Source organism: Fructilactobacillus sp. X8R4C1, from assembly GCF_059900905.1.
Genome location: NZ_JBWXVJ010000003.1, coordinates 164,418 through 188,983, shown reverse-complemented (window position 1 = coordinate 188,983; position 24,566 = coordinate 164,418). Strand labels below are relative to the sequence as shown.

General features: G+C 37.5%; 23 protein-coding genes and 1 other annotated feature. Of the genes, 4 read left to right on the top strand and 19 right to left on the bottom strand.

Features of this window, described 5'->3' with window-relative positions; genetic code table 11:
- Positions 1-53: 53 nt before the first annotated feature.
- From AC6UDA_RS05770 to ezrA, 13 genes are all read right to left on the bottom strand, one after another.
- Positions 54-1,019 carry a helix-turn-helix domain-containing protein gene (locus AC6UDA_RS05770; RefSeq protein ID WP_500694380.1) on the bottom strand — a complete coding sequence of 322 codons (966 nt, stop codon included), beginning with the start codon at positions 1,017-1,019 and terminating at the stop codon, positions 54-56.
- Between the two features lie 71 nt (positions 1,020-1,090).
- On the bottom strand, positions 1,091-2,377 hold the full coding sequence (yfmH, locus tag AC6UDA_RS05765) for an EF-P 5-aminopentanol modification-associated protein YfmH (RefSeq protein WP_500711282.1): 1,287 nt from the start codon (positions 2,375-2,377) through the stop codon (positions 1,091-1,093).
- Positions 2,370-3,632, bottom strand: coding sequence for an EF-P 5-aminopentanol modification-associated protein YfmF (gene yfmF / locus AC6UDA_RS05760; protein ID WP_500711280.1), 1,263 nt, complete (start codon positions 3,630-3,632; stop codon positions 2,370-2,372). Before yfmF ends, yfmH begins: the two co-directional genes overlap by 8 nt.
- Positions 3,633-3,699: 67 nt before the next feature.
- Entirely contained in the window at positions 3,700-4,503 is an 804-nt protein-coding gene (gene minD / locus AC6UDA_RS05755) for a septum site-determining protein MinD (protein ID WP_500711278.1), read from the bottom strand.
- On the bottom strand, positions 4,503-5,183 hold the full coding sequence (locus AC6UDA_RS05750; RefSeq protein ID WP_500694376.1) for a septum site-determining protein MinC: 681 nt from the start codon (positions 5,181-5,183) through the stop codon (positions 4,503-4,505). Before AC6UDA_RS05750 ends, minD begins: the two co-directional genes overlap by 1 nt.
- Before the next feature lie 18 nt (positions 5,184-5,201).
- Entirely contained in the window at positions 5,202-5,750 is a 549-nt protein-coding gene (gene mreD, locus AC6UDA_RS05745; RefSeq protein WP_500701328.1) for a rod shape-determining protein MreD, read from the bottom strand.
- Entirely contained in the window at positions 5,734-6,582 is an 849-nt protein-coding gene (gene mreC / locus AC6UDA_RS05740) for a rod shape-determining protein MreC (RefSeq protein WP_500694374.1), read from the bottom strand. Before mreC ends, mreD begins: the two co-directional genes overlap by 17 nt.
- 59 nt (positions 6,583-6,641) lie before the next feature.
- Positions 6,642-7,646 (bottom strand): rod shape-determining protein, encoded by a 1,005-nt coding sequence (locus tag AC6UDA_RS05735; RefSeq protein ID WP_500694426.1) that lies wholly within the window; start codon positions 7,644-7,646, stop codon positions 6,642-6,644.
- Positions 7,647-7,753: 107 nt separating this feature from the next.
- Positions 7,754-9,097 carry a bifunctional folylpolyglutamate synthase/dihydrofolate synthase gene (locus tag AC6UDA_RS05730; protein ID WP_500711276.1) on the bottom strand — a complete coding sequence of 448 codons (1,344 nt, stop codon included), beginning with the start codon at positions 9,095-9,097 and terminating at the stop codon, positions 7,754-7,756.
- 48 nt (positions 9,098-9,145) lie between these two features.
- Positions 9,146-11,812 carry a valine--tRNA ligase gene (locus AC6UDA_RS05725; protein WP_500711274.1) on the bottom strand — a complete coding sequence of 889 codons (2,667 nt, stop codon included), beginning with the start codon at positions 11,810-11,812 and terminating at the stop codon, positions 9,146-9,148.
- 38 nt (positions 11,813-11,850) lie between these two features.
- Positions 11,851-12,054 (bottom strand) — a binding site (T-box leader).
- 42 nt (positions 12,055-12,096) lie between these two features.
- Positions 12,097-13,320 (bottom strand): tRNA uracil 4-sulfurtransferase ThiI, encoded by a 1,224-nt coding sequence (thiI, locus tag AC6UDA_RS05720; RefSeq protein WP_500711272.1) that lies wholly within the window; start codon positions 13,318-13,320, stop codon positions 12,097-12,099.
- A gap of 33 nt (positions 13,321-13,353) precedes the next feature.
- Entirely contained in the window at positions 13,354-14,499 is a 1,146-nt protein-coding gene (locus tag AC6UDA_RS05715; RefSeq protein ID WP_500694370.1) for a cysteine desulfurase family protein, read from the bottom strand.
- A gap of 113 nt (positions 14,500-14,612) precedes the next feature.
- Complete coding sequence (gene ezrA, locus AC6UDA_RS05710) at positions 14,613-16,331, bottom strand: septation ring formation regulator EzrA (RefSeq protein ID WP_500711270.1); 1,719 nt, start codon at positions 16,329-16,331, stop codon at positions 14,613-14,615.
- 329 nt (positions 16,332-16,660) lie between these two features.
- Here ezrA and rpsD point away from each other — a divergent pair, with 329 nt between their 5' ends.
- The 4 genes from rpsD to AC6UDA_RS05690 all read left to right on the top strand — a co-directional run bounded on the left by rpsD (position 16,661) and on the right by AC6UDA_RS05690 (position 19,982).
- Entirely contained in the window at positions 16,661-17,266 is a 606-nt protein-coding gene (rpsD, locus tag AC6UDA_RS05705; RefSeq protein WP_039144319.1) for a 30S ribosomal protein S4, read from the top strand.
- Positions 17,267-17,374: 108 nt separating this feature from the next.
- The gene (locus AC6UDA_RS05700; protein ID WP_500711268.1) at positions 17,375-17,833 is read left to right on the top strand and encodes a YueI family protein; all 459 of its coding nucleotides are present in this window, start codon (positions 17,375-17,377) and stop codon (positions 17,831-17,833) included.
- A 14-nt stretch (positions 17,834-17,847) separates the two neighbouring features.
- Entirely contained in the window at positions 17,848-19,131 is a 1,284-nt protein-coding gene (locus tag AC6UDA_RS05695) for a replication-associated recombination protein A (protein WP_500711266.1), read from the top strand.
- Positions 19,132-19,490: 359 nt separating this feature from the next.
- Complete coding sequence (locus AC6UDA_RS05690) at positions 19,491-19,982, top strand: universal stress protein (RefSeq protein ID WP_500694366.1); 492 nt, start codon at positions 19,491-19,493, stop codon at positions 19,980-19,982.
- Positions 19,983-20,002: 20 nt separating this feature from the next.
- Here the strand turns inward: AC6UDA_RS05690 and AC6UDA_RS05685 are convergent, their stop codons facing one another.
- The 6 genes from AC6UDA_RS05685 to yidD all read right to left on the bottom strand — a co-directional run bounded on the left by AC6UDA_RS05685 (position 20,003) and on the right by yidD (position 24,561).
- On the bottom strand, positions 20,003-20,872 hold the full coding sequence (locus AC6UDA_RS05685) for a helix-turn-helix domain-containing protein (protein ID WP_500711264.1): 870 nt from the start codon (positions 20,870-20,872) through the stop codon (positions 20,003-20,005).
- 37 nt (positions 20,873-20,909) lie between these two features.
- On the bottom strand, positions 20,910-21,488 hold the full coding sequence (locus AC6UDA_RS05680) for a DNA-3-methyladenine glycosylase I (RefSeq protein WP_500711263.1): 579 nt from the start codon (positions 21,486-21,488) through the stop codon (positions 20,910-20,912).
- 80 nt (positions 21,489-21,568) lie between these two features.
- On the bottom strand, positions 21,569-22,705 hold the full coding sequence (locus AC6UDA_RS05675) for a D-alanine--D-alanine ligase family protein (protein ID WP_500711261.1): 1,137 nt from the start codon (positions 22,703-22,705) through the stop codon (positions 21,569-21,571).
- A 94-nt stretch (positions 22,706-22,799) separates the two neighbouring features.
- Complete coding sequence (locus AC6UDA_RS05670; protein ID WP_500694362.1) at positions 22,800-23,996, bottom strand: FtsW/RodA/SpoVE family cell cycle protein; 1,197 nt, start codon at positions 23,994-23,996, stop codon at positions 22,800-22,802.
- 31 nt (positions 23,997-24,027) lie between these two features.
- Entirely contained in the window at positions 24,028-24,243 is a 216-nt protein-coding gene (locus AC6UDA_RS05665) for a DUF2969 family protein (protein WP_500711259.1), read from the bottom strand.
- Positions 24,244-24,285: 42 nt separating this feature from the next.
- A complete protein-coding gene (yidD, locus tag AC6UDA_RS05660) occupies positions 24,286-24,561 on the bottom strand; it encodes a membrane protein insertion efficiency factor YidD (RefSeq protein ID WP_500711257.1) in 276 nt (91 codons plus the stop codon).
- Positions 24,562-24,566: the final 5 nt, after the last annotated feature.

The following is a 24,566-nucleotide window of genomic DNA, read 5'->3' as shown; positions in this document are numbered from 1 at the left end:
AAACGCTAAAATAACGACCTGCTATCTTTAACAGATCGTTATTTAGGTTTGGGTTAAAGTTTATTTGTAATTTTAAAAGTGACATTTCTAACTTGAGCATTCCCATTGTTAGCGGGCTTCTCTAAATTAGCTTTTTGACCGTTAATCGTGATGTCAGTAGCGGGGGCATTGCCGAGGTTAACATTAAATTCTTTCGTGTTAGCAGGAATGGTGACATCATGAGTCTGGTTGGGATTTAAAGTTCCCTGCCAAACCTGTGATCCATTAACCGAAACAGCTGACCAAGACTTGGCATTTCCCTTTAAAGTGACCTTTGTTTCTTTTTCATTGGTTTTAACATTGTACTCGTTCTCATTAGCACCCTTAGCAATCTGGGTTCCTTGGTTATTCTGATTCTTTGTTTTGGCCTCTTTGGCCTTATCCTGAGCGGCCTTCTTCGAACGCGAGCTGGCCATCGAACTTGAACTATCCGAAGATACGGAAACAGACGTTGTACTTGAAGTAGTATCTGAATTGTGATGAGCTAACTTTCCGGCTCCAACCCAGATGACGCCAATGATAATAATCACAATGACCACAATTCCAACAATCGGAATTAGTTTCTTCACACCAGATCCTGAAGGGCCTGATTCTGGACTCGTTGAGTGATGTCTAACAGAACGTTGTTTGGGCATCTCAGACTGAACTGGTTGAGGATTTTCCTTAATGTTATTTTGACCCTCACCGTTATCGTCCTCAGAAGAGCCAAACTTTTCTCCACCAGGAAGCTCGGAGTCATATTTTTGAATAAACTCGCTTCCGTTTAAACCAACTGCATCTGCAAACTGTTTAACAAAAGCACGAACGTAAAAATCACCAGGCAGTGCCTTAAAGTCATCTTGTTCAATTGCTTCTAAATAACGTTTTTGAATTTTAGTTTTCTTTTGAACGTCATCAATTGAAATTCCTGAGTCAACTCTAGCCTTACGCAATAATTGACCAATGTTTACACTTTTTTGATTTTTTTCTTCTTTATCCATATGTAAAACCCCATCATTTTAGATTTCATTGTCAGTATATCACAACGCGTTACCTTAAAAAAAGATATACATTAGGAAATAACCTTCAAAGTTGTTTTATTAAAGTCAAAGAATTTACTAGCAAAATCAATTACCTCATGAACGGAAAGTTGGTTTAAGATTTGAACTTCATCAAAAAGATTGATATATCCATTTAGTGGATCTCCCATTTGATTCGCAATAGCCGAGTTGGAATTCATAAGTGAAATATACTGTCCAATTTCTTCTCGTTTAATTAAGTTAAAAATCTTAGACAATTTTGCGTCGTCATTTAATCCATTCTTAATTTCACGTTCAACGGCTTTTCGAAACTCTTCTGGACGATTTGAATCCTCTACAAAGATCACAAATTGATAACCATCTTCTAGATCAAAGTCATAACCAAACGAATCATTTATGATCTCCTTGGAATAGAGTTTTTGATATGGCTCAGCATCTTCAGAAAAAATCATCGACAAAAACAATCCCAGTGATAATTCGTTTTTAGTGAATTGGACCCCACTACTAATCTCGTCAGGTCCTCTAAATCCAACCGCAACTTTCCCTGTTGTCAAATTCATAGTAGTATGCTCATCTGATATAATCGAGCTTTTCTTAATGGCATCGTTCGTTTGCCGCTTCAAGGTTAAAATCTCAGATTGACTAATTGAGGGAATGGTTCTTTCAAGTCTTTCAATCCTTTCAATCGCATCACTCTCGTTGACATTTCCAACGAGCATTAAATCCATATTGTTTGGAACATAATACTGGTTATACATTGCATACAAGTCTTCTGTCGTAATTTTGGCAATTGAATCAATTGTGCCCGCAATATCATGATCAAGTGGAGAGTTATGATACATATTTCCGATCGTATCAAAATAAATTCTAGAACCGGGATCATCTTGATACATCATAATTTCCTGTCCAATGATGCCCTGCTCTTTTTGAACTTTTTTTTCGTCAAAATACGGATGCTGAACCAAGTCAACTAAAACATCTAAATTATCACCAACATGATTAGTTGTATTGAAAAGATAACTGGTTTGATCAAAACTCGTAAACGCATTTGAATCCGATCCAAATTTGCCAAACTGATCACTTGAATCATAATTTTGTTTATCAAACATTTTATGTTCCAAAAAATGAGCAATTCCGAGCGGCATCTTTCGGGATCGTTTATTTTCCAAAATCAAATTATTAATTGCACCAAAATGAACGTTTAAAATGCCGTAGGTTGAATGAAAGCCTGGCTTAGAGTCAATAAATACTTTCATTCCGTTATCTAATTGATAGCGGTAAACCGTTTCATTTAGCTTGTCATACTTAATTTCAACCATTATTAATTCCTTCCAATAAAAATTTAGCCCGCAATTTAAACTTCGAAGCTACTTGACTTACATCGTCACTGGTAACCCCTCTAACTCTATTAATCCATTGACTGGGGCTCAAATCGATCCCATATAGTTCATTAATAAAATCACCATTAAGCGTTCGGCGTTGGCTATCAAATTTAGAATAATATCCATCAATCAATGCTGATTTAATGTCTAAAAATCGCTGATCCAAATACTCTTGTTTCTGAATCAAACTAACTTGCTCACCAATTAACTGGCTAACTTGATCCACGTCCACCGCGTTAATGCCACTTTCAATTAACACATACCCCAAAGTAGAATTATAATTACTCGAAATGTAATATGCTAAGCTATGTTTTTCACGAATATTGTGAAACATTAATGATTGTTGGGCTCCCCCAAGCAAAGCATTAAAAACAATTGCTGCGTAATAGTCATCATCATTTACGAAAATAGGAAAATCAAAAGCTAAATCAAACTTGGATTGTTCTCCATTAATTTTTTCAACCTGAGTCCTGATCGGTAAGGGGCTAAAATTGCGATTCATTGACTCATTAAATTCCCTTCTGGGTAAAAACGGTAGATGCGTCTCAATCATCTGAGTTTGTTTCTCCGAAAGATCGCCTAAAATCGAAATATAAATCTCGTTGTTTTTAAGAAGGTTCCCCCACTCTTTCACAACGGCTGCATTTTCTAAGTTTTTAATTTGCTCCTGATTTCCAATGATTGAATTGGCATAATTGGGTTGGTCGGAAAAGTAAAGCTCTCGAGCTCTCTTCGCTGCATAATAACGATGGTCATCATTAAGAGAATCTAGATACTGAATTAAATTTTTTCGTTGAATTTCAAATTGTTCATTGACGTAATGCTCACCATTAAGGTTGGGATGAAAAATAACTTCTGAAAGAAAAGTTAACGCATCGTCAAAAACATCAGAATTATCCAACGTAAATTCATCATTAACAAAGCTCATAACCACTCTCAACACACTGCGATTGCCAACTTTAAACACATTCGTGCCAAAACTGGCACCAAATAGTTCGGAAAGTCTTCTAGCCAACTTTAATTTTGAATCGTACTTGTGACTATAATTTTCCATCATTTCAGAAATCATGGTTCTAGCAGAATAATCTGCATAGTTTAACGGGGCAACAAAGTCAATTGTGATCGCTGTTGTTTTGAATTTATTACTCTCATGAACATTTAAATGAACCCCATCTGTGATTGTTTTTTTCAAACTAATTCCTCCAAAATAAAAAGCTCCCATAGAAAGAATTCTAAGAGAACTTTATCAATTAGTATAACTAATTCTTTGTAAATACGTGTTTGAATTTAGACCAAAAACCTTTTTTCTGTGGCTTAATTTTCATCAATGGAACGGTTTCTCCAAGCAAGCGTCGTGCGATGTTACGATAAGCCGTTGATGCAGGATCATCAGTATCTAAAACTACTGGTTCGCCATGATTTGAAGTAGTAATTACCTTATCATCATCAACTACAACTCCAAGTAAACTAATTCCCAGGTGATGGGTAATTTCGTCAATATCCATTACATCGCCATTGTCCATCATACTTGGTCGAACTCGATTAATAACCAACCTTGGAGCTTCTTTTAAAGGATGCTTCCCTAATAGCCCTACAATTCGATCTGCATCTCGAACTGCAGAAATTTCCGGTGTGGTAACCACAATGGCACTATCTGCCCCAGCAACAGAATTGAGAAACCCTTGTTCAATTCCTGCCGGACAATCAATCAACACGAAATCAAATTGTGGCTTTAATTCATCAACAATATCTTTAACTTGGTCCTCTTTTAAGGCCGATTTATCTGTATTTTGAGCGGCTGGTAATAAGTATAAATTATCGTCAAAGCGTTTATCCTTTACCAATGCTTTTTGCAGTGGAACCCGTCCATTGGCAACGTCAACGATGTCATACATAATTCGATTATCTAGTCCAAGAACCACGTCAAGGTTTCTAAGGCCGATATCCAAATCCATCAAACAGACGCGCTTCCCCATTAAGGCTAAAGCAGTCCCGATGTTAGCTGAAGTAGTTGTTTTACCAACTCCACCCTTTCCAGAGGTAATAACGATTGCTTTTCCCATTATTCGGTTCCTCCTATTCGATTATAAAACTTCGGACTAATGTCTTTAATCTGATCTAAATTGCCATACTCGATAGTATGTAAGTCATTAATGTAAATAACAGTACGGCTGTTTTCAGAAATTCTATTCTTATTATCGCTGACGATATCAAACTGTTCTCCGATCCGAACCTGCTGGGCATCGTTTAAGTTGCCAATTACAATGGCCTCTTCATCGTTCGGAAATCCAGCGTGCACAATTCCTCTCACATATCCTAAATTATAAACGTTACCGCCCGCAAGTAATTTACCTCCCTCATGAATGGCACCAAAAAAAAGGACGTCGCCCTTGGCTGTAATCTCTTCACCATTTCTGATGGTTCTCCCAATGACGGAAACCTTATTTAAGTCCCGGATTCGGTATGCTTCTGATGTAGTAACTACATCAGCCATAAATCGCCTGATACTCATCCTTGGATATTTAGAAACAATCTCCCTTAACGTTTGCTTTTGCGCTCCAGTGAGAATCCGATTCCCGGTAAAAACATCAAAAGAAAATTGTTTAGCATTCCCTAATTCTTTTCCACTACTAAGTTGTTCCATCAAGTTCTTGAATTCATTAATGTCACTATCAAAACTACTGGTATCAGAAATATTAATTTCATAACCATTTTGAGTACCCTTTAAAACTACATTTTCCATACAGTCAATGCTCCTAGTTTAACTAAAATAATTGAAAAGTGCCCTGATTGGGAGATACAGAATTACAAATAAGATCAGGTTCAACACTAACGTTGGCCCTAAAGTATAAATCAATAACTGTACACCACTAAGAGAGGCAATATGTGCAATTCGGTCACCTAAGTAGCTCAAAATAAATACCACCAAAACATCCCCAACATAAAGTAGAGATGAAGTGACCATGTTTTCACGCACAAATTTTAAAACCATTCGATTAACATAAACCACCAGCGGAAATGCAAACGTAAAGATCCCAATAATTCCAACGTAATAAATATCATAAACGATTCCAATTCCTAAGGCCCACCAGCCCATGTGTAATTTCTCATGGCGCGCAAAAAGAGTGGCCATTACCAACCACAATAAGGTTAAGTAAGGTACCATTGAAAATTTGCCAAAAAGTACTGGTGAAAAAAGTTTAGAAATCGTTCCTTCCAGTAGAAATGAAATGACCAACCCAATTGGATATAAGAACTTTAACCGGGAAGGACGTCTCATTGGACTTCCTCTTCTAATCCTTCTTGCCAATTACGGTCACCGCCTCAATATCATCCATGTTTGCAGCTGGTTTAATGTTGACTTTTTCAGAAATACCATCACTATTTTGTTTAGTTCCAGCAACTTTTCCGACATAAAGTCCCTTAGGAGTCACGCCACCAAGACCATTAGTCATAACTTTCGTCCCAGTCTTGATCTTGTCTTGATTAGTAACACTTCCCATTACCAACTCATTAGTATCACGATTATAACCGTCAATTAATCCATTAACGACTTTCTTTTCTCCTTGAACCTGAACCGCAAAACGACTAGCAGTATCACTTTTGTCGGTGATTAGTTCGACTTTACTGTTGGTCTTATTAACTTCAGCAACCCGACCAACTAATCCAGAATTAACAATTACAGACATGTTCTTTTGAACTCCTGCAGCCGATCCCTTATTAATGATCAGTTGATTTTGCCATGAGGATGGCGTCCGAGTAATTACGCTAGCATTAATCGCCTTGTAGTCCGTGGGAGTCCCCTTGATATTTAACTGTTGTCTTAATTTTTCATTTTCATTTTCCAGTGCTTGATTTTTAACTTGAGTTTGAGCTAATTGTTCAACCTGACCCTTTAAATGATTATTTTCCTGATAAGTATTTAACAAATTATCAGTGGCACCAAACAATGAGCCAACGCCATTGGCAGGAATACTAACAATTCGATCGCCAAATCCAACAACATCATTTCCAACTTGTTGAATCAATGGAGGAGTAGCACGATTTTTTCGCACTGCCACTGACCCACTAATCAAACCTAAGCCAATAATTAAGCAAACGACAATGATTACTAGCTTTCGACTTGAAAAAAACTTGTGCATAATAATCCTCCGTACGTGCTTAAAATAAATAAGCGGGAATTCATCCCCGCTTATCCAATTTATTTTCTATTCATTGCCTCAATACTTTTAAGCGATTCACCGGTTCCAATTGCTACACAATCCATCGGATCTTTGGCAATTGTCACAGGAACTTGAGTGGCATCTGATACTACTTCTGGGAGATTTTTGAGTAGAGCACCGCCACCGGTAAGAACAATTCCATGATCAATCACATCAGCAGAAATTTCAGGAGATGTCTCTTCTAGAGTTTCTTTAATCGTAGTGATGATCTCAAGAATGTCTTCGTGCATTGCAGAAGCCACATCCTCCGCAGTTACTTCAACTGACTTAGGAAGGCCGGTCAATAAGTCTCTTCCACGAACGGTTTCATCATTCATGTCCTTTGCGGCACCAATTGATGCAGAACCAATGGTGCATTTCAAATGCTCTGCAGTTGGTTCACCAATTAGCACATTATAATTTTTTCTGATAAAGGTAACGATCACTTCGTTCAACTTATCACCAGCCATTCTCACCGAACGTGATGATACGATTCCACCAAGAGAAATAGTAGCGACGTCGGTAGTTCCACCACCAATGTCAACAACCATGCTTCCAGTTGGATCCATAACTGGTAGACCGGCACCAATTGCAGCAGCAAATGGTTCTTCGATTACATAAGCATCCTTTGCTCCAGCAACTCGAGTAGCATCAATTACGGCACGCTTTTCCACAGCAGTGATACCACTTGGAACACAAACCATTACATAAGGCTTACCACCGTGGCTTCCCAATGCTTTATCGATATAATATTTCATCATGGTCACAGTAGTATCATAATCAGCAATTACACCGTCTTTCATTGGACGAATAGCTTCAATGCTGGCAGGCGTTCTACCAATCATAGATTCGGCTTGTTGACCAACAGCAACAATCTCGCCAGTTTTTGTATTTTTAGCAACCACAGAGGGTTCTCGTAAAACGATTCCTTTTCCATCAACATAAACAATGGTATTAGCGGTTCCTAAATCGATTCCGATGTTTTTTGTACCTAATCCGAACAATTTATTCATCCCTTCAATTTTAAGTTTTAATTTTTAAGTAATTACTTTGATAAGACTAGTATATCATACTGCATTTATATCAGTCAGAAATATAAGGCCAAAATTAGTTACTTAAGTTTTTCTTCATTTTCTTTAATATATTTTCTAACTTCCGAGATAAATAACAGCGATCCAGTAACCAAAATTAACTGATTATCATTTTTACTGTCACGGACCTTTTTTACCGATTTGTTCAGTGCTTTATGCCAATCGCTAACTAATGAAACATTAGGAAAGTTATTGATATCAAGTTTAGAAAAGTCAGCACTTGCCCGCTTTTCTCCCGCAGAAAACCGTGTCAAAATAACGTCACTATTAGACAAAGACTTAACAATTTTTAGCATTTCTGGATACTGTTTGTCAGCGAAAACCCCCATCACAATTGTAAGATGAGAATTTCTCCACTTACTACTTCTAAAACGAAGCGACGACAAAAGGCTCTGAATTGCTGGGACATTATGTGCCCCATCAATCATAATCGTGGGATCATTATTAATTACTTCCATCCTTCCAATCCATTTTGTTGAACTAATTCCCGCTTTGACCGAAGAAATCATGGATGGTTCTGTCATATTTAAATAATTGAACGCATAAACCAAGAAAGCTTCAATCGCAATCGCAGCATCTTCCATTTCAAAGCTTCCAATTTGTCTCATTGAAATGTTATCAATGTTCAAATGATCACTTGAAAAATTAAAATGATTTTGATTTATCGGCACGAATTGATAATCACGCTTTAATTCCCAAATCGGACTATCTAATTTTATAGCTGCTCGTTCAATCACCTTTCTCGGACCTGCTTTGATCCCTCCAATCACACATGGACGGTTTTTGCGAATAATTCCAGCCTTATTATCCGCAATTTTTTCTTCCGAATCACCAAGCAGTGCCATGTGATCCATCCCAATGGTAGTAATAATTGACATTTTGGAATTAACCACGTTGGTGGAATCGGATCTTCCTCCAATTCCGGCCTCTACAATCACAACGTCAACGGGATGATCACGGAAATAGATGAACATCATAGCGCAAATGATTTCAAATTCAGAGGGACCTAAATCAGGATCATTCTTATCAATTTCATCGACAATCGGCTTAATTTCACGCACCAACTCTAAAATTTCATCATCTGAAATTGGTTGATTATTCACACTGATCCGCTCGTTGAACTTAATCATAAATGGTGAAGTAAAGGTTCCAACTGAGAGTCCAGAAGCCATTAACATGTTACTTAAATAAGCAACACATGAGCCCTTTCCATTAGTTCCCGCTACGTGAATGCAGCTTAGCGTTTTTTCTGGAAAATCCAATTTCTTCATAAAGTGATCCATCCGCTTTGTAGGTGGTTCTTTTTTAATTCGTGGTCTACCATGGATATACTTTAATGCTGCACTGTAACTATCAATCACCATTCCACTCCTCTAAAAAGAAGGCTCAGCTGTTTAGCTGAGCCTCGTCTTTTACTTATTTAAAGCATCGATTACATCTTTAAGTCGGATTTTAACGGCTTTAAGTTTAGCCTCATTGTCGGTTTGCTTTTCCTTTTGCTCGTTGACAACTGCCTCCGGAGCATTGTCTACAAACTTTTTATTAGCTAGTTTTTTCTGTGCTCGTTTGACTTCCGATTCAAATTTTTGGACTTCTTTTTGTAGCCGTTCTTTTTCATCATTGAGGTCAACCAGTTCATCCAGTGGGATGCTGATCTCAGCATCAGTAATTATCGATGTCATAGCCAATTTAGGAATATTAATGTCAGAACCAATCTCTAACTTATCAGGGTGACCAAATCGTTCAATGTAGTCACTGTTATCTTCTAGTACCCTTTTCAAATCGGAATTCTTAGTTTTAACTAGAATGTCAACTGGACTAGATAGTGGTGCATTAACCTCCGAACGGATATTTCTGACTGCTTTAATAACGTCAATCAGATGATTCATATTTGATTCTGCTTTTTTATCATCAAACTCATCATGAGTTACTGGATACTCAGCTACCACCAATGATTCACCAACGTGCGGCATTGAAAGCCAAATTTTTTCAGTAACAAATGGCATAACTGGTTGGAGTAATCGCAAAATTTGATCCAAAACGTAAGCTAGGATATTTCGCGTGTTTTGTTTGGCTTTTTCATCTGAGCCAGTCAAAATTTCCTTACTCATTTCAATGTACCAATCACAAAAATCATTCCAAATAAAATCATAAAGTGAACGGTTGGCTTCACCAAAGTTAAACTTGTCATATTCTTCGGTAACACGATTAACAACAGAGTTTAATTTCGAAAGAATCCATCGATCGGATAAGTTCCATTCTGATTGAGCTGGTAACTCTGGTTTAGACATATCACCTAAATTCATGATGACATAACGACTGGCATTCCAAATCTTATTGACAAAATTCCAGGCTGATTCAACCTTACTATAACTAAACTTCATGTCCTGTCCAGGCGTTGTTCCAGTTGAAAGACACCATCTCAAGGCATCGGCTCCGTACTGATCAATAACATCCATTGGATCAATCCCGTTACCTAAAGACTTACTCATCTTAACCCCATGTTCATCACGAATTAAACCATGTAACAGCACGTTTTTAAATGGACGCTTACCGGTAAAATGTAAACTTTGAAAAATCATTCTTGAGATCCAGAAGAATACCAGATCATAACCAGTTACAAGCGTGTTGGTAGGAAAATAGCGTTGATAATCTTTTGAGTCAGTATCAGGCCAACCAAGGGTTGTAAATGGCCATAAAGCTGATGAAAACCAGGTATCCAACACGTCTGGATCTTGCGTCCAGTTTTCGGGATCCTTAGGAGCGTTTTCGTCAACGTAAATCTTGCCAGTCTCATTATTGTACCAGGCAGGAATCCGATGTCCCCACCATAGTTGCCTTGAAATAACCCAATCATGAACGTTTTCCATCCATTGCATAAAGGTATGCTCAAATCGTTCTGGAATGAAACTAACCGCATCATTGGTCTTTTGATTCTTCATTGCCTTTTTGGCCAATGGTTTCATTTTTACAAACCATTGAGTCGAAAGGCGAGCTTCAACCTGAACCCCGGTTCTTTCAGAATGACCAACCGAGTGAACAATGGGATCAATTTTAATCATCAAGCCTTGATCTTCAAGGTCCTTGACCATTGCCTTTCGAGCATCAAAACGATCCATGCCTTCATACTTCCCAGCATTTTCGTTCATCGTAGCGTCTTTATTCATGGTATTAATCCGTTTTAAATCATGTCTGTTCCCAACTTTAAAATCATTAGGATCGTGGGCTGGCGTAATCTTAACCATTCCAGTCCCAAATTCAGGATCAACGTACTGATCGGTAATAATCGGAATGGTCCGATTTACGAGTGGAACAACCACTTTTTTACCCACTAAATCTTTATAACGATCATCACTTGGGTTCACTGCGACAGCAGTATCACCCATCATAGTCTCAGGACGAGTTGTAGCGATTTCAATGTAATTCTTTCCATTAAATTTCGTATCATCAGCAAACGGATACTTAACGTGATAGAAAGCGCCTTTATCATCTTTGTGAATAACTTCAATATCAGATAAAGCAGTCCGAGCCTTTGGATCCCAATTAATAATGTATTCACCACGGTAAATTAACCCTTGATTATACAAGTCAACAAATACTTTCCTGACGGCTTTTGACAAACCATCATCCAACGTAAAGCGTTCACGACTGTAATCAAGTGATAACCCCAGTTTGGCCCACTGTTTATGGATCGTATCAGCAAAGTCGTCTTTCCATTCCCAAACCTTATCGACAAATTTTTCACGACCCAAATCGTACCGCGAGATCCCCTTCTCGTTAAGCATGGCTTCAACTTTTGCTTGAGTTGCAATTCCCGCATGATCCATCCCAGGAATCCAAACTGTATCATAACCTTGCATCCGTTTCTGTCTAATTAACATGTCTTGAAGAGTGGTATTCCAGGCGTGACCCAAGTGAAGTTTACCGGTCACATTTGGCGGAGGTAAAACAATTGAATATGGTTTTGCCTTTTTATCCCCATTTGGCTTGAAAACATCCTCATCAAGCCATTTCTTATACATCCCTGCTTCAACTGAGTTGGGATCATATTTCGTTGACATATCTACTTCTTTTGCCATTTCTTCACCTCATTTTTAAAATAAAAAGCATCCGTCCAGAATAGGACGAATGCTCGCGGTACCACCTAAATTGAATTATTGCTAATTCCAACTTAACTAGATAACGGCTAGTACCGATTACATCTTAATTCATTCAACATAACTGCTCACAAGCAACAATGACAGTTTTAACGCATGGACTTTCCAGCACGTGTCCACTCTCTGCGCGTCATAACAACCAACCTCTTGATCAAAGCATTTAACATAATAAATATTACTCAATTTATAATCTTTAGTCAATCACATTAAAGTAATTCTGAAAAAACATCTTCATTAGCGTTCAAATAATCATCATTTGGGTGAATCTTACTGATCGTAATACCGTCAAAGGCTTCTTTCATTAAACCATCCACGTCAATGTTTCTTTCAAACTTTCTGGCTTTCTCCACGTCCGGCTTCGTTTTCGGTGCTGGTGGGGTAAAGATCGTACAGCAGTCCTCATAAGGAAGAATTGATAAATCATAGGTGTCAATTTGTTCAGCAATCTTAATAATCTCAGTCTTATCCAAAGAAAGCAACGGACGTAGAACTGGCAAATTAGTCACATCATTAATAGCTCGCATACTTTCTAAAGTCTGTGAAGCAACTTGTCCTAACGACTCACCGGTAAATACTCCATCACAATGACGTGCAATGGTAATTGCTGCGGCAATTCTCAACATCATCCGGCGCTGAACCGTCATCAAGTAACCCTCTGGAACTTTTTCTTTAATCTCTTCTTGAATCTTAGCAAATGGGACCTGGATAAAATCAACGGTTCCACCTAATGCCGAAAGTTTAGCCGTCAAATCCTTAGCTTTTGCTAGCGCTTGTTCACTAGTGTATGGAGGACTGTAGAAATGAATCATATCTAACTTTACCCCACGCTTCATGGCCATGTACGCCGCAACGGGTGAATCAATGCCTCCTGAAAGCATCATGGTACCACGTCCGCCAGTTCCAACTGGTAGTCCTAATGCTCCCTGAATCGTCTCACTTGATAAATAAATGCCAGACATTCTGACATCAATCTGTAAGTTAATGTCAGGTCTTTTCATTTGAGCTTTAATCCCATCCAAATGATCTAAGACATACCCGCCGACCTCATCATTTACTTGATAAGTATTTAGTGGATAATCTTTATTTTGACGGTTAGTTGAAATCTTAAATGTTTGACCACTCTGGAATTGATTCGAAATCATTGCGAGTGCCTTTTTCTGAATGTCTTCAATTGGGGTATTTTTTTCCAACTTAACAACTGGTGAAAAAGTCTCAATTCCAAAGACTTTTTTTAAGGCTGCCATCACTGGAGCTGCATCTTGACCATGCAAACTGACATGTAACCGATCCCGTTGGGCGTCAACGGTGACTCCATCAAACTGTTTTAAAACTTGCCTAATGTTATGTCCCAGCTGCCCAATAAAGACCCTGCGATTTTTTCCCTTTGTGGACAGTTCGCCGTAACGAACCATAATCTCACTATACTTCACACCCTCACTCCTTTACTATTCTTTAATGATTATCTAACTTAACTTTTTGAATTCTTCGTACAATTCATCAAATACTTGATTAAACTTATCAGCTTCATCTAAAGTATTTTTGTCTCCTAAGGAGATTCGAACGGCACTGCGAGCGATGCTTGGGTCTACTCCCATAGCATCTAAAGTTCCTGCCGTTTCCTCTTTTTTGGATGAACAAGCGCTCGTAGTAGAAATGTAAATCCCATGTTCTTCAAAGGCATGCACGATCGTTTCACCTTTCACTCCTTCAATTGCAAAGCAAAGAATGTGTGGAGCAAAGTGGTCTGATAAACCGGAGAAAGGATGAACCTTGTTGAACTTAGTAATATGAGCATAAATTCGTTCTCTGATCTTTTGTTCACGTGCAATGCTTTCAGATTCATGATCCGAAATGATTCTGAGTGCTTTAGCCATCCCTACTATTGCAGGCAGATTCTCAGTCCCACTCCGTTGCCCTCGTTCTTGGCCACCACCATCCATTAATGGAGCAATCTTACGACCGTTTTTCCCATATATCAAACCAATTCCTCTGGGAGCATGAAATTTATGCCCAGAAAATGTGACAAAATCAACTCGATCATTGAAAACCAAATCGTGTAGACCTTTACCAACAGCCTGGACGGCGTCAACATGAAAATGAATTTTGGGATATTGTTTTAAGACATCACTAATTTCATTGATGGGTTCAATAGCGCCCATCTCATTATTAACCGCCATGATTGACACCAAGATAGTATCCGGTCTAATAGCGGATTCTAAATCTTTTGCTGAAACTCGTCCCTCTTTATCAACTGGTAAATAAGTAACGTCAAATCCCAAATCTTCTAAAGCGTGCATTGAATTTTTCACCGCTGCATGTTCAACAGAAGAAGTGATGATATGCTTACCAAATTGATGTTTCTCTTTGGCGGTCCCCTTTATAACCCAATTGTCACCTTCAGTTCCTCCACTAGTAAAGTAGATTTCGTTAGGTTCTACTCCTAAAATTCTCGCAATTTGATTTCTTGATTGATTCAATAAATTAAACGATTGTTGACCAAAGTTATGAAGACTGGAAGGATTTCCCCAGATCTTTTCACTTACCTGATTATAGGTATCCAAAACCTGACTATCTACTTTAGTCGTCGCACTATTATCAAAGTAAATCATTTGGTACCCTCTCTTTCTAATTCGTCCAAATTACAACAAGATTTATTATACCAGCATTGAAACATAATAAAAACAAGCTGAATTGTTCCAACTCTAATTCAGCTTGTTCGTGCTTACTTTTGATTTTGTGAATCTTGCTTATTTTTGTAATAAGTATTTTCAATTCGCTTGTAGGATCCAGGATTGGCTTTATCAATCGCAGTGGCAATCGTTTCTAAGCTTTCAGGATACTTATATTCATCGTCAAACAGATGCTTAGCTTTTACCAGTGCTCTGTTAATCTCTGGATCAGAATTTCGATAACGATTGGCATATTGCATCACTTGCTCAGCAAGCGATGAGCTATCAATTAAATCATCAGTCTTCTCTTCAAGAGTATCCCGATCTGATTTAATCACGCTTAACTGTTTTTGAACATCATCCATACTAATCTTGACCTTATCCATCGTCCGATTAAGATCTTTAATCTCGTCAGCCACAATGCCAAAGTAGTCAATGTAATCCTGTGATATGCCCGGTAAATTCAACTCATCAATCTTACGCTGAATTCCATGAAGTTCCAAATCAAGATCATCTAAGACCTGATGGGCCTTCTGCTCTTCATCCTTAAAGTCAGCAACCGAATCATTAATGGCCCGTTGTTTCTTTTCAATCTCCGTTAATTGACTATCGCTACTAGTAACGTTGTCAAGGATGTGAGTATAAATGGCTTTCTTGTTGTCAATTGCCTCACGATCTTTTTTATAGGTAGCTTCAATTTCATCAATTTGTTTTCCTAAAGCATTGGCCTTATCAATCTCACCATGTTCTAGTGAGTAATTATGACTGAGTCGATCTAATTCATCGATTAAAACCTGATTTTGTTTTTTGGCGTGTTGGATATATTCTCCAGTTATCTTAAATCCTTTATCAACTTTTTTCTTAGCAATTAATTGCTTTTCCATTAAATCGTAAAGACGATCAATCTTGGTCTCAATCTCACTATCAGAATCCTTGGCCAATTTTAAATCAAGGTGAGCAATATTTTCAAGGTTATCGGAAACGGCTGTTCTTAATTCCTCTAAAGAGACGTCAAATTCATCATCAGCAAATTCATACCCACTTGCATTCATTTTAGAATGAGTTGAGCTAATCTCATCAATTTGATTTTTAAATTCTACATTATTAGTAGCATATAAATGAGGAATTTGTTGAACATCAGCTTCTAACTGATTAGTTGACTTATTTAAATCACCAAGAATTTTATCAGCCCTTTCGTGATCACCATTTTTTGATAGATTAGAAAAATCATCAAAGGTCCCTTCAATCGTCGACAACTGATTTTCAAGCGCATCAATTGCGGGCCCAAAGGAAGCATTCTTAGTAAGCAATTCTTTTCGAAGTTCCTTATAACGACCCTCTAGATCAGTAATGGCTTTCTTATGTTCAGAATTCAGCTGATTCATTTTAGCTAAAAACTGACGAATTACCTTTACATCATCTTCTGAGGTTTTAATTTGTTGTTCTGCATCTGAGCAAACTTCCCGTGTCTTAACAAAGTTAATTCCCTTTGCGTCACTTTTTACCGCTTCAACGTTATTTTTGACGGAAGGAAGTAAGTGATTAGTAACGTTATCAAAATCAGCTTGAGCACTATTAACGCTACTTAATGAATCACCAGTGAGGCCAATATCTTTCACCTTATTAATCTCATCTTGCAGATTCAAATCATTTAGGCGCTTAACGCGTTTTTCAATTGTTTCAGCAATTTTTAATAAATGGTGCTGATACATGACCACGGCACAATAAATTACAGCTACTACAACTAAAATTCCAATAATGACGTTAACCATTAAATACCCGTCCTTCAACAAATTAATTATGTATAAACTTTTCCTCGTTATTAAAGTAATTATATCATAAATGAGAAAAATTTATGATAGCATTCTGAGTTTTAAGATCATCAATTGCAACGTTGCATTGACTTTTAGGTGCTAATTTCATATAATTGGGCTTGTGTAAAATAATGCAGCAGTATGCGGTAAGCTCGTCAACATGTCCTTGCTACTTGTAGTTTAATTAGTAACCCACTGGCTGCTGAGGCGAAAGTTCAGAGGGATATGCACGAATACTAAGCGTACATCGTTATTTTACTCCAAATATTTTATTGGAGGATTCATTTATGTCAAGATATACAGGTCCAAGTTGGAGAATTTCTCGTCGTCTTGGAGTTTCTTTATCAGGTACTGGTAAAGAATTACAACGTCGTCCATATGCTCCAGGTGTTCACGGCCAAGGTCGTCGTCAAAAACTTTCAGAATATGGTGTTCAATTACGTGAAAAGCAAAAATTACGTTACATGTATGGTTTAACTGAACGTCAATTTTACTCATTGTTTAACCGCTCTGGTAAAATCCGTGAGGGTAAGCATGGTGATAACTTTGAAATTATGCTTGAAAGCCGTTTAGATAATATGGTTTACCGTTTAGGCTTAGCTACCACTAGACGACAAGCTAGACAATTAGTTAACCACGGTCATATTACCGTTGATGGCAAGCGGGTTGACATCCCTTCTTACGAAGTAAAGCCTGGTCAAGTGATCGGCGTTCGTGAAAAGGATAAGGACATGGGCATCATCAAAGAAGCTGTCGAATCAGTTGTGAGCCGCCCTGCTTATGTATCATTTGATGCTGATAAGCTTGAGGGTTCATTGACTAGATATCCACAACCAGATGAATTAAATGCAGACATCGATACTTCATTAGTTGTTGAATACTACAACCGTTAAAATATTGTGTTTGTTAGATAAAAGGCGATCTCGATTGAGACCGCCTTTTTGTATCTCCAATTTCTTTAATGTTAAAATGTAGTAAATACTCAATAAGGAGCAAATATTATGACAGATGACAAAGGATCAGTTCAAAATCGACTTGATCAAGCAATGAGTGGAAACTCCCCTCAAATTAACCCAGATGAGCAACGAAAATACTTGGGAACTTTTCGAGAACGGGTCGACTTCGCCATTACGGTTTCTGAAGATAAAAACCAGAATGCAATCGATCAGTTAAGTAAAGAAATGAAACAACATCCCACTTATCAACTCTTCATTAACGGCAATATAGCTGAAGAACAGCAACAACCGTACATGAAGTTGGCTAGCCAAAATAACACTAAGTTCACTTTAAAAAATAACAGCGCTTATGGTACGATGCCTAATCAATACGCTGTGGTCTTAGTTGCACCTGACGCAATTAATAAAGACCATATTGATTTTGATCCTAGTAAGGTTAACGCCAAACATGATGACGATCAACCTAAAAAACATCAATCATGGTTCTCACGGTTATTTAAGTAGAAAGAAGCTATAAAATGCAAAAGCCCCTCGCCTACAGAATGAGGCCCACTAAAATTGAAGATATTGTTGGCCAACAGGATTTGGTTGGCAAGGGCAAGATTATTGATCGCATGGTAAAAGCTAAAATGCTTTCATCAATGATTTTATATGGGCCACCTGGCACCGGAAAAACCAGCATTGCAAGTGCAATTGCGGGTTCGACTAAATATGCTTTTCGGATGTTAAATGCAGCAACTGATACCAAAAAAGACCTTCAGGCGGTAGCTGAAGAAGCTAAAATGAGTGGAACGGTAGTGTTATTACTAGATGAAATCCATCGGTTAGATAAGACCAAGCAGGATTTTTTGTTACCACTACTAGAAAGTGGCCAAATTATTTTAATCGGGGCAACGACAGAAAATCCTTACATCAATATCAGCCCGGCCATTCGTTCTAGAACAGAAATATTTCAAGTTCATCCATTAACCAGTGATGACATAACCAAAGCTGTTAAGCGAGCACTAGTGGACAAGCAAAATGGCTTAGGTAATCTAAAGATCAAACTTGACCATAACGCCATGAGCTTTTTAGTTCACAGTACCAACGGCGATTTGAGAAGTGCTTTAAACGCCCTAGAATTATCAGCTAAGTCCACTACGCCTGACCAAGATGGCGTCATTCACATTACTCTGGCTGATATTGAAGCTTGTTTACAAAAGAAAGCACTAAGTCAAGATAAAAATGGCGACGCTCACTACAACGTGATGTCAGCACTTCAAAAATCAATTCGTGGCTCCGATGTTAACGCGGCCCTACACTATGCCTCGAGGTTAATTGAATCAGGGGATTTAAACTCCCTAACAAGAAGATTAATGGTAATTGCGTATGAAGACATTGGGTTAGCTAATCCGGCTGCTGCTTCCAGAACAGTATCGGCAGTGCAAGCTGCTGATAAACTCGGTCTCCCTGAAGGACGGATTCCGCTATCTGATGCCATCATTGATCTTTGTCTTTCACCAAAATCAAATTCAGGAATTACAGCGATTGATAAGGCTTTATCTGACGTAAAAACTGGCAATTATGGAGACATTCCTGATCACTTAAAAGATGCCCATTTCAAGGGTGCCAAAAAACTAGGACACGTCGGTTATAAATACCCACATAATTATCCCAATGATTGGGTTAAACAGCAGTATCTTCCTGACAAAATTAAGAATGCCAAGTACTACCAACCAAAGCTGAACGGTAAATACGAAAGAGCTCTAGCTGATCAATATGAAAAAATCAACGAGGCTGAAAAGCATGTCGGAAAGGAATAATTGTCGATGCTCATCAAAGTTTTAATGTTATTTTTCTCCGTAATTTTAATTATTAACGGAATTTATTTTTTAACCCATGCTCATAAAAGTTTCCTACTATTTCATCCCGAAAAGTTTACATCATTAAGCATCATCTTACTCATTAGTGGTGTCATTCTAATTGTGGTAGCAATTTTAGGAATTATTTCAATATTCTTCAATAACACTGTTTTTACTCTGCTAGTCTTATGTGCGGGGTGTTTGTGTGCTGTGATTCCAGAACTATTCATCATTCAATACATGGATAAATAGCCTTTATATCTGACTTTTCAATTAAAAAATACTAGAATTAAGTTAAATAAAACATCGAGGTGGTTTTTATGCTACAAGAATACAATAATATTTTAGTTCCCGTTGATGGTTCATACGAATCCGAGTTGGCTTTTAAAAAGGCCGTTGCCGTTGCCAAACGTAATGATGCTCATTTACACATTGTCCACGTTGTAGACACACGAGCATTTCAAAATATCTCTAGTTTTGATACATCAGTAGTTGAAGAAGTAACTCAAAACGCTAAAAAAACACTCGAACAGTACGCCAGAGAAGCTAAGGATGATGGCGTTAACAAAGTTGATTATTCAATCGAATATGGCGCACCGAAAACAATCATCTCAAAGGAAATTCCAGACAAACTCGATATTGATTTAATCATGATCGGTGCAACCGGGTTAAATGGTGTTGAACGGTTACTAATTGGTTCAGTAACTGAATATGTCACTAGGATGGCGGTCTGTGATGTATTAGTTGTAAGAACAAATCTAAATAATCAAAAAGTTGATCCTAAAAAAGGAAAACAAAAAGTTTCTAAGTAAAACAAAAAATCATTCGATGATTATTTCGAATGATTTTTTGTTTTAGCAATTTTTAATAATTTATCAATCCGCCCGCTATCTCTTACTCCTTTCAAAAGATTGATTTTAATTTGGGTGCTTTCTGCCTTTTCAAACAGTTTTTCTCGTTTATAACTCAAATATTTCAAACTATAAAATGATTTCAAACAATAGAAGGAATACTTGCGTTTTAGGCAAGATATCATAACATTGGATTCAGAAATCACTAGTTGATTATCGTTAGCTACAAATGCGAAAGTGACAATGGCAAGTCCTAACTTAATGACAACATATCGATCAATTGTATTCATTTCTCTTCGATGTAGCAATTGCCCCATCCTCACCAAAGCATCATCCAAATACTTACGAGCCAATTTTTGGCATCCCAATCTCCGATATGAGATTGCAATGCCCAAATAACTCCATGCAGTACAAATAAAATTTGTTTTGACGGAACACGAGTCAATCATAGTATGAAAGCATAGGATTACTTCATCTAAAGAAAAACCACAAAATAGTTCCGCAAAACCACGTTCACAATAATATCTTCCTTTGATTTCTCTTGAATCAATATTCTCAACTTTAATTGTTTCAATAATCGTATTAGCTTTCTTGAAATGATAATGAAGTAGAATGCTTTCAACTTTCTTCAGTATTTTTTTAGCATAGCAATACTTTTCATCAGAACAAACTTCGTCTAAGTTCAATCCCAATCGGGACACAATTTCTGGAATAATCACCCATTGATTAAAACACCCATCATTTTCAAGCGCACTGATGGTTGACTGAGTACATAGTCCTTTGGCAAGCTCCGACTGCGTCATATGAATATCAATTCGGCGTTTTTTAATTCTCGCTCCAATCTTTTTCAATAGCGCTTTTGAGGGCATTATGACTTCCAATTGCACGTCATCTCCCTTGACGATTCAAAATTTCATCGTGTCTAAAACAATTAACGTTATGATCATTAATGATCCCCGAAGCTTGTAAAAACGAATAGAGTGTTGTGGGCCCAACTCTTTTAAAATGATACATTTGAAAAACCTGATTAAATTTTTTAATCATTGGTTTCATTTCCGAAATATCGATTTGATCATCAATAATTAAATGATCAACGGGGGTATAATTCACCTGCTGCCATAATTGGTCAAAAAAATGAATCCCCTTTCCCTCTAACTCAAAAACAATCTTGGCATTGGTTAAAATGGCATCAAGTTTCGATCGATTTCTAATTCCACCTTTGTCACTCATTGCAGTGTCTTTGATGGTTTCTGCGTGAGTAGACAAATAGTTAAAATCAAAATTATGATAAATGCTATCCAGTCCATCTAACTTCTTCAAAATTAAATTCCACTGAAGTCCTGCTTGCATTATTTCTAGTGACAGTTCTCTAAATAATGCTTTTTCGTCATAATCTGGAACACCCCACACCGTATCATGATAATTCATCAATTGTGGACTCTTAGTTGCCCAGCTATATCTTTCCATTATTATCACCTCTTATAAGTATATACGAAGAACTGTCCTCAAATAAAAAAAGATTATGACTATGTCATAATCTTTTTTTATTACTTATCCTTATATACTTTTTTCTGATCGCCCTTTTGAAGCGGCTTAAAGTCATGCAAAATTTTGGATTGACGGTCAAATTCAGCATAAGCTAGTTCAATCAATTTATCGATTAATTCGGTATAACTAATTCCAGAAGCTTCCCAAAGTTGCGGATACAAAGAAATATTTGTAAAGCCCGGTAATGTGTTAACTTCACTCAAATATGGCTTAAAATCTTTTGAAACAAGAAAATCAATTCGTGCCATTCCCTTTAATCCAAGTGCCTTATAAGCGTCTAATGCCATGTTCGTGATTTGATCATCGACACCATCTGGCAATTCAACTGGAATGGTAAATTGGACCTGACTGGCATCCACGAACTTGTTGTCATAGGTATAGAATTTGTCATCTGCTGGAACTTTAATTGCCCCTAATTTTGATGCCTTTGGATTTTCGTTTCCTAAAATAGAAATTTCGACTTCTTCTGGTCCCTCAATTGCTTCCTCAATCAAAATTTTGTTGTCATAACGAAAAGCATCTTCTAGTCCGCTATCCAATTCCTCTTGATTATGCACCTGATGAATACCGATGGAAGAACCTTGATTGGCTGGTTTGATAAACATTAATGAACCGAGCTTTTTAGATAATTTAGCATAATTCCAATCTTTACGATTATCCGGAGTCAATAAGACGTATTTGGTATTGTTAATACCTGCTTCATCCAGGATTTTCTTAGTAATATCCTTATCATAAGCCATTGCAGAAGCTAAGATTCCACTTCCAACGTAGGGCTTATTCATTAGACGTAATAGCCCCTGTATGGTTCCATCTTCCCCTAAGTTTCCGTGAATAATGGGAAAGAAAACGTCAATATTTTTAGCACTATCGAAATTAATAATGGGAGCTAGCGGATTATTCATGTCGAGATTTAAAATCTCATCTTTTTCCACATCCGTTTCATCTTCACCATCAAATACACGATGTGAAGCATCATCGCTCAAGACGATTCCATCCTTAGTAATTAGGAATAAGCTGACTTCATACTTATCCTTGTCCATCGCATCATAAATATTATGCGCGGATCTTTTTGAGACGTCGTGTTCTGATGAATTACCACCAAATAATAACGCGACGTGCTTCTTATTTTTAGTCATATTCGCACCTCTGTCGTTCATAATAGAACCTTAATTATAACACAAAAATTAACCGATAAATAATCACAAATAAAAAAGCATGAATGAACATGCTTTATGAGAAATTCTTATCTGTACTAAACATTGAACTCTTGTTATGGTATTGCATTGACATTATCAACCCAATCCCTATCATGTTACCAATTAAGGCAGAACCTCCCTGGCTCACAAATGGGAGCGGAATTCCAGTCATTGGCAGCAACCCAATGCTCATTCCAATGTTTTCAAAAACATGGAATAAAATCATCATAATAACTCCACTAGAAATATAGGCATAGAAAACATTCTTAGTCTCAAAAGTAACCTTGATCATTTCATAAATCAATAAGAAATAAAGAAGAATCAATAATACCCCACCAATGAATCCAAAGTTCTCTCCCATCACGGAAAAGATCATATCAGACTCACGAACAGGAACGTAAACTTTTGAAACATTGAATCCCGTTCCAGTAAGACCTCCTGATCCAACTGCTTTCATACTTTGCCATAGTTGAAATCCTTGGTTACTCGTATCTGACTCAGGATGCAACCAAGTATCAATTCGAGCGAATTGATAAGACTTAAAGCCAAAATGACCAAGTAACATCCGACCCTCTTTAGTAATGGCAAGTGTCAGTGCGATGGCACCAAGACCACCTGTAACACCAAAGATTGGCGCCAGTATTTTCCACGTAACACCGGATACAATCATCATCCCGGCCAGGATGGCAATGAACACAATGGTAGTTCCAAAGTCATTTTGCAACTTTAGTAAAATCACAATTGGAATCGTCCATAGAATCATTTTACCAAGTAACGCCCAATCACTTCGAGTTTCATGAATTGGATGTTCATTATTGTGAGAAGCAATGACTTTAGCCAACATCAAAATATACGCAGGTTTCATGATTTCAGATGGTTGAAATGTCAGTGGCCCTAACTGAAACCAACTTTTAGCACCAGTTTGTGCCGCATAGGAACGACTATACAAGAACAAAACAGCAACTAAAAGAAAGATCCCAAACCAATACGCATAAGGTGCTAATTTCCATAACTGTTCGGAATCAAATTGCATAATCACAACGATGGCAATTGCACCAATTGCGTACCACACTAATTGTGAAACAACCGCCTTTACGACACTTGTTTGACTTGTATCATGACTGGCAGCTACAAAGATCGACCCTATGCCCACCAAAGCAAGCATCAGTACACAAAAAATGATTCCCCAATCGATTCGATTCTCGTCTGTACTTTCCGACCTATTAAACACGATTAGAACTCCTTTTTTTCATAAATCATACTTATCTTTGGTGCAAATTATACTCTCTTATTACCTCAGCAACAGCATCTTCTTCGCTGTTTTCATGGAAAGTTTTGTCACCAACCACACAAATTGACTTCCCGTTCTTTTCTTCAATGGTGCCCACGGTATGACCGCCAATTTGCACCAATTTCAACGCGTTTTCTTCTGGATCATCAATAATATTAACACCGATTCGTTTTTCCTTTCGAGTCACGCTTAAAAACCTCCTAGAATAAAAAATAGTTGATAAAATCAACTATTTTAGCTTCATTGAGCGACGATAATCTTCCTCAGCTTTTTTATTTCTTCCCAATGAAAACTTCTTGGGAACTGGATCGTATCCACCCTTAACCAGTGGATTACACCTCAAAATTCGTGTAAACCCCATCAGTGTCCCTTTCAATGCTCCAAAGCGATTGATCGCTTCGAGCATATAATGCGAACAGGTTGGTGAGTACCGACAACTAGGCGGAAACAATGGTGAAATAAAGCGCTGGTAAAACTTAATTAAAGATATAAATACTCGTTTCAATTTTT